The 500-nt window shown below is 69.2% G+C and carries 1 protein-coding gene; it reads right to left on the bottom strand.

Translation table 11 applies throughout. From position 1 onward, the window contains the following. On the bottom strand, positions 1-500 hold a 500-nt coding region (locus ABD323_RS45860), incomplete at both ends, for a penicillin-binding transpeptidase domain-containing protein (RefSeq protein ID WP_344447828.1).

Here is a 500-nt window from a genome sequence, read left to right as displayed (position 1 = left end):
CACGGCCGCGCTCATCGCCATCTGCCAGATCGGGCCGGGACCGGTCGCGCCGTACACGCCGCCGTTGAAGCGGGTGGGGCCGATCTTGATGTTCTTCATCGAGACGTTGACGGTCGGGCCGCCCAGCCAGACCGAGGTGGACAGCTCGGGGGTGTAGCCGGTGAACCAGGCCGCGTACCGCTTGTCGGTGGTACCGGTCTTGCCGGCGATCGGCCGGCGGTCGTCCAGGGTGAGCGAGGAGCCGGTGCCCTTCTCGGTCACACCGAGCAGCAGGGTGTTGATGCCGTCCGCGGTGGTGTCGGAGATCACCTGGGTGCAGTTGGCCTGCGGCACCGGCAGCTGGGTGCCGGCCGTGTTGACCACGGACTTCACGGCGACCGGGGAGCAGTACTTGCCGCGCGCGGCGAAGGTCGCGTAGGCGTTGGCCATCACCATCGGGGAGACCTCCTGGGTGCCGAGCACCATGGAGGGGATCTCCAGCAGCGGGTTTCCGCTGGCCA

It is taken from the genome of Kitasatospora nipponensis (assembly GCF_039528135.1).
Taxonomy (GTDB): domain Bacteria; phylum Actinomycetota; class Actinomycetes; order Streptomycetales; family Streptomycetaceae; genus Kitasatospora; species Kitasatospora nipponensis.
The sequence above is the reverse complement of the archived record's forward strand: the minus strand, read 5'-3'. Positions and strand labels throughout refer to the sequence as shown.